The following is a 5495-nucleotide window of genomic DNA, read 5'->3' on the forward strand; positions in this document are numbered from 1 at the left end:
TCGGCCTTTGAGGTCGTGGTATGGATGACGGATGGCTGGCCGCTGTATGAATCACGCCTGAAGGGAAAGCTGCACGTTATCAGCAAGCGTTACACTCAGCGCATTGAGCGACATAATCTGAATCTGAGACAACATCTGGCAAGGCTGGGACGGAAGTCACTGTCGTTCTCAAAATCGGTGGAGCTGCATGACAAGGTCATCGGGCATTATCTGAACATAAAACACTATCAGTAAGTTGGAGTCATTACCCGAATGTGGACATATATAATTTATGGAGAAAAACACGCATCAAATTGATAAAAGGACGATATTTCAACATGTTGCAGATAATGTTATTTTTGATACATACGCGTTATAAATATCAAAAACACAAACCAGATAAATATCTTATCAATATACAACAAAGTTTGAATTATTCAATTTATAGCAGCACAACCAAACGCAAAAAAAAATAATAACCAAGAGCTATAAATAAAGATTAAAAATATTTTCAGTGAATATGAACTTATTGCTATTTCTATTACAAAGATGTCCTGGTCTCTCTTTCATTCTCTTCTTGTCAACATCACGACAACTTTCGTAAAACACTCCTGCCCCGCTTCAGGTATACTGTGCACCTTAATTCCACAAACATCAGGCAGACCATGACAGACTTAATCCAACGCCCTCGTCGCCTGCGCAAATCTCCTGCGCTGCGCGCTATGTTTGAAGAGACAACACTTAGCCTTAACGACCTGGTGTTGCCGATCTTTGTTGAAGAAGAAATTGACGACTACAAAGCCGTTGAAGCCATGCCAGGCGTGATGCGCATTCCAGAGAAACATCTGGCACGCGAAATTGAACGCATCGCCAACGCCGGTATTCGTTCCGTGATGACTTTCGGCATCTCTCACCATACCGATGAAACCGGCAGCGACGCCTGGCGGGAAGATGGACTGGTGGCGCGTATGTCGCGCATCTGCAAGCAGACTGTGCCAGAAATGATCGTCATGTCAGACACTTGTTTCTGTGAATACACTTCTCACGGTCACTGCGGTGTGCTGTGCGAGCATGGCGTCGACAACGACGCGACTCTGGAAAATTTAGGCAAGCAAGCCGTGGTTGCAGCTGCTGCAGGCGCAGACTTCATCGCCCCTTCCGCCGCGATGGACGGCCAGGTACAGGCGATTCGTCAGGCGCTGGACGCTGCAGGCTTTAAAGATACGGCGATTATGTCGTATTCGACCAAGTTCGCCTCTTCCTTTTATGGCCCGTTCCGTGAAGCTGCCGGAAGCGCATTAAAAGGCGACCGCAAAAGCTATCAGATGAACCCTATGAACCGTCGCGAGGCGATTCGTGAGTCACTGCTGGATGAAGCCCAGGGCGCAGACTGCCTGATGGTTAAACCTGCTGGAGCGTACCTCGACATCGTGCGTGAGCTGCGTGAACGTACTGAATTGCCGATTGGCGCATATCAGGTGAGCGGTGAGTACGCGATGATTAAGTTCGCCGCGCTGGCGGGTGCTATAGATGAAGAGAAAGTCGTGCTCGAAAGCTTAGGTTCAATTAAGCGTGCGGGTGCGGATCTGATTTTCAGCTACTTTGCGCTGGATTTGGCTGAGAAGAAGATTCTGCGTTAATTTTTTTCCTCTCAGAAAGGGGGAGTTAACCTGTTGAAAGTACGGTGAACGCCCCCTCACCCTAACCCTCTCCCCAAGGGGGCGAGGGAACCGTCCGCACTCGTATCACCCCGCCCGATAAAACGGTTTATCCCCAAGAATCGTCACCCGATGCATAATCCGCCGCTGTGGCAGGTAATCGGCATTGGCATAGTGCTGAGTCACGCAGTTATCCCAAATCGCAATATCATTCGGTTGCCAGCGCCAACGCACCTGAAACTCCGGTTTAGTGATATGGGCGAATAAAAAGCCTAACAAGGCTTCGCTCTCTTTCTCGCTGACATCGACAATTCGCGTAGTAAAGCCTTCATTCACAAACAGCGCCTGTTTACCGCTCACCGGATGCGTTCGCACCACCGGATGTAGCAACGGAGGATTTTTCGCGACCGCCTCGCGCCAGCGTTGATGTTCCTCCTCGGTTTTGCGGTATTTGTATTCCGGGAACGATTTACGGAAATCATGCTCCGCACGCAGCCCGCTCAGCAGCTGGCGGAAGGGAACAGAGAGCGCCTCATAGGCCGTAATACCGCTGGTCCAGAGCGTATCACCGCCGGTCGAAGGTAATTCTTTAGCTGCCAGAATCGCCCCTGCGGGTGGCGTTTCAATAAATGTCACATCGGTATGCCAGTTGTCGTTATCTGGCGGATTATCGTTATGGGTATCCAGCACGATGATCTCGTCAACCCCTTCGGCATGAGGGTAAACAGGGTGAATATGCAGTTCGCCAAAACGCTGGGCCAGCGCGCGTTGCTGCTGCGGCGTAATGGCTTGATCGCGCAGAAACACCACCTGATGGCGCAGCACCGCATGGTAAAGCTGTTCAAACTGATTATCGCTTAACGGGCGCGTCAGGTCGGCACCCGAAATTTGTGCGCCGATATACGGCCCCAGCGGGGTAATGCTCAGACGTTCACTCATTGTACTTCTCCATGCTAGGGCGTCAGACGGCGCTGTAACGCGCGCAAACCCAGTTCTAAAAGAAAGGCGATAATCGCAATCACCGCGATTCCCGCCAGCACCACGTCAGTCGCGAGAAATTCACCCGCTGACTGAACCATAAATCCTAAACCGCGCGTCGCGGCAATCAGCTCCGCCGCTACCAGCGTAGACCAGCCCACACCCAGACCAATGCGTAATCCGGTGAGGATTTCCGGCAGCGCGCCGGGCAAAATGACAAACCACAGCACCTGCGCACGGCTGGCACCCAGCGACTGGGCGGCACGAATGCGAACCTGCTGCGCGCTTTTCACCCCCGCCAGCGCCGACATCGCCACCGGTGCAAAAATCGCTAAATAGATCAGTAAGATCTTCGAGGTTTCACCAATACCAAACCAGATCACCATCAGCGGCAAATAAGCCAGCGGCGACACCGGACGATAAAGTTCGATTACCGGATCCAGAATGCCGCGCACCGTCGGGCTTAGCCCCATGGCGATCCCGACCGGAATACCGATCACCACCGCCGCGAGTAGCGCCAGCACAATGCGCGTCAGGCTGGCTGCCAGATGCTGCCACAGCGTGGCGTCCATAAATCCCTGCGGTCCGGCAATGGTGAGCAGTTTTGCCAGTACTTGTTGCGGCGGCAAAAACAGCGGGCTAATCAGTTGCAGCGCCGCCACCGTCCACCATACAGTGAGTAAAACCGCTAACGTGCCAATGCTTAAGGTCACCTGACGCGAGAGCGGCCAGCGCCATTTCAGCCGCCGCGAATGCAGTTTTTCATTAATGAGCACACTCATGAGAACGCCTCCCGTTGCTCAAATACGCGGCTTAAAACATATTCGCGCATGGCGATGAATTGTGGATCGGACTTGATGCTGCGGCTCGACTCTCCCGCAACAAAGCGGCGAGCAAAGTTGAGCGGCAGCCGCTCCAGCACACGGCCAGGGCCGGATGAAAGCAGAACCAGTTCAGTCGCCATAAACACCGCTTCTTCTATATCGTGGGTAATCAACAGCACCTGCTTGCCCGTCTCCTGCCAGAGTTTCAGCAGCAGAGTTTGCATCTGGTCGCGGGTGAAGGCGTCCAGCGCACCAAACGGTTCGTCGAGTAATAACAGCTGGGGATTCGCCGCCAGCGCGCGGGCAATCCCCACCCGCTGACGTTGACCACCGGAAAGCTGCCAGATATAGCGTTTTTCTGCGCCTTCCAGCCCCACTTTTTTCAGCACCTGGTGCGCGATTTCCAGTCGCTGCATTTTCTCTATACCTGCCAATTGCAGGCCGAACGCCACGTTGTCCTGTACATTGCGCCACGGTAGCAGCCCTTCATTCTGAAAAACCACCCCGCGCTCTGCTCCCGGTCCCTCAATACGCTTACCCGCCAGTTGAATGCTGCCATGCTGATAAGGCACAAAACCGGCAATCAGATTCAGCAACGTGGTTTTACCGCAGCCGGACGGCCCCAGCACCACCAGTAGCTCGCCGCTTTCCAGCGTCAGGTTGATATCTTCCAGTGCCGGTTTGCCGCCATAATCGGCATAGAGATGAGAGATTTGCAGCATCTGCGCCTCCTTTTATTGCACGAAGCGCGAGGTAACGTACTGGCTGTAATCATTCGCTACAGCCGGGACCTTGCCCTGCTCTTTCAAAAACTGCGCGGTGTCGATGATTACTTTGTTCACCGGTCCGGTCAGTTCTGCCGTTTGTTGCTGCGGCGTCAGATAGGTATTCCCCTTAACCAGCCCCGGAACGTCACCTTCCGGCACGCCGCTTAAACGCGCCAGTTTGCTGATGTTTTCCGGCTGTTTCAGCCACGCGTCTGGGTTAGCAATGTACGGTTGCTGAGCATCGATGGCGCTTTTAGCGAACGCTTTCACGACCTCAGGATGTTTCTCGGCAAAATCTTTGCGCACCACCCAGACGTCCAGCGTTGGCGCACCCCACTGCCCGACCTGTTCAGAATCGGTCAACACCTTGCCGTCTTTTTCCAGGGCGTTAACCGCCGGTGCCCAGACATAAGCACCATCAATATCACCCCGCTGCCATGCGGCGATAATCGCGGGCGGCTGCAGGTTCACAATCTCCACTTGCCCTAGTTTAATCCCCCAGTGTTTCAGCGCCGCCAGCAGGCTGTAGTGGGTGGTGGAGATAAACGGTACGGCAATGCGTTTGCCAATCAAATCTTCGGGTTTGCTGATAGTTTTCTTTACCACCAGCGCTTCGGAGTTACCCAGTTTTGACGCCAGCAAGAAGACTTCAATCGGCACCTGTTGGCTGGCTGCAACCGCTAATGGGCTGGAACCGAGGTTGCCGATTTGCACGTCGCCAGAAGCCAGCGCCCGCACGATGCTGGCTCCGCTGTCAAACTTACGCCAGTCCACGCTCGCCCCGCTCTCTTTAGCAAAGGTGTTGCCGGCCTGAGCCACTTTCGCCGGTTCGGCTGAGGTTTGATACGCCACGGTGACGTTCACCGCCTGTGCCTGAAAAGCGATGAATGCCAGTGCGGCAAGAAGTGTGTTACGCGATGAAATTGCCATGATTGTCTGCTCCCCAGTCTTGTTATGGGAGCAGTATTCAGGAATAAAAACATTCATTAAAAGAATTAGTCGTTATCGCACAGGGTAATGACTCCAACTTACTGATAGTGTTTTATGTTCAGATAATGCCCGATGACCTTGTCATGCAGCTCCACCGATTTTGAGAACGACAGTGACTTCCGTCCCAGCCTTGCCAGATGTTGTCTCAGATTCAGATTATGTCGCTCAATGCGCTGAGTGTAACGCTTGCTGATAACGTGCAGCTTTCCCTTCAGGCGTGATTCATACAGCGGCCAGCCATCCGTCATCCATACCACGACCTCAAAGGCCGACAGCAGGCTCAGAAGACGCTCCAGTGT

7 protein-coding genes are annotated in these 5495 nt (G+C 53.2%); 2 read left to right on the forward strand and 5 right to left on the reverse strand.

Annotated elements, in window-relative coordinates:
* Positions 1 to 234, forward strand: a 234-nt coding sequence (locus BHE85_RS10105; protein WP_001393844.1) for an IS1 family transposase, incomplete at its 5' end; no start/stop codon positions are given.
* Positions 235 to 644: 410 nt separating this feature from the next.
* Positions 645 to 1619, forward strand: a complete 975-nt coding sequence (hemB, locus tag BHE85_RS10110) for a porphobilinogen synthase (protein ID WP_001295337.1) — start codon at positions 645 to 647, stop codon at positions 1617 to 1619.
* Positions 1620 to 1724: 105 nt separating this feature from the next.
* Here hemB and tauD read toward each other — a convergent pair whose 3' ends face one another.
* The 5 genes from tauD to BHE85_RS10135 all read right to left on the reverse strand — a co-directional run.
* Positions 1725 to 2576 carry a taurine dioxygenase gene (tauD, locus tag BHE85_RS10115; RefSeq protein WP_000004034.1) on the reverse strand — a complete coding sequence of 284 codons (852 nt, stop codon included), beginning with the start codon at positions 2574 to 2576 and terminating at the stop codon, positions 1725 to 1727.
* A 14-nt stretch (positions 2577 to 2590) separates the two neighbouring features.
* Complete coding sequence (gene tauC, locus BHE85_RS10120; RefSeq protein WP_039063978.1) at positions 2591 to 3397, reverse strand: taurine ABC transporter permease TauC; 807 nt, start codon at positions 3395 to 3397, stop codon at positions 2591 to 2593.
* Positions 3394 to 4161, reverse strand: a complete 768-nt coding sequence (gene tauB, locus BHE85_RS10125) for a taurine ABC transporter ATP-binding subunit (RefSeq protein ID WP_000939377.1) — start codon at positions 4159 to 4161, stop codon at positions 3394 to 3396. The genes tauC and tauB overlap by 4 nt, the downstream gene beginning before the upstream one ends.
* Positions 4162 to 4173: 12 nt before the next feature.
* Positions 4174 to 5136, reverse strand: coding sequence for a taurine ABC transporter substrate-binding protein (gene tauA / locus BHE85_RS10130; protein WP_004981145.1), 963 nt, complete (start codon positions 5134 to 5136; stop codon positions 4174 to 4176).
* A 98-nt stretch (positions 5137 to 5234) separates the two neighbouring features.
* On the reverse strand, positions 5235 to 5495 hold a 261-nt coding region (locus BHE85_RS10135; RefSeq protein ID WP_000317683.1), incomplete at its 5' end, for an IS1 family transposase.

It is taken from the genome of Shigella sp. FC1567, assembly GCF_001743015.1.
GTDB lineage: Bacteria > Pseudomonadota > Gammaproteobacteria > Enterobacterales > Enterobacteriaceae > Escherichia > Escherichia coli.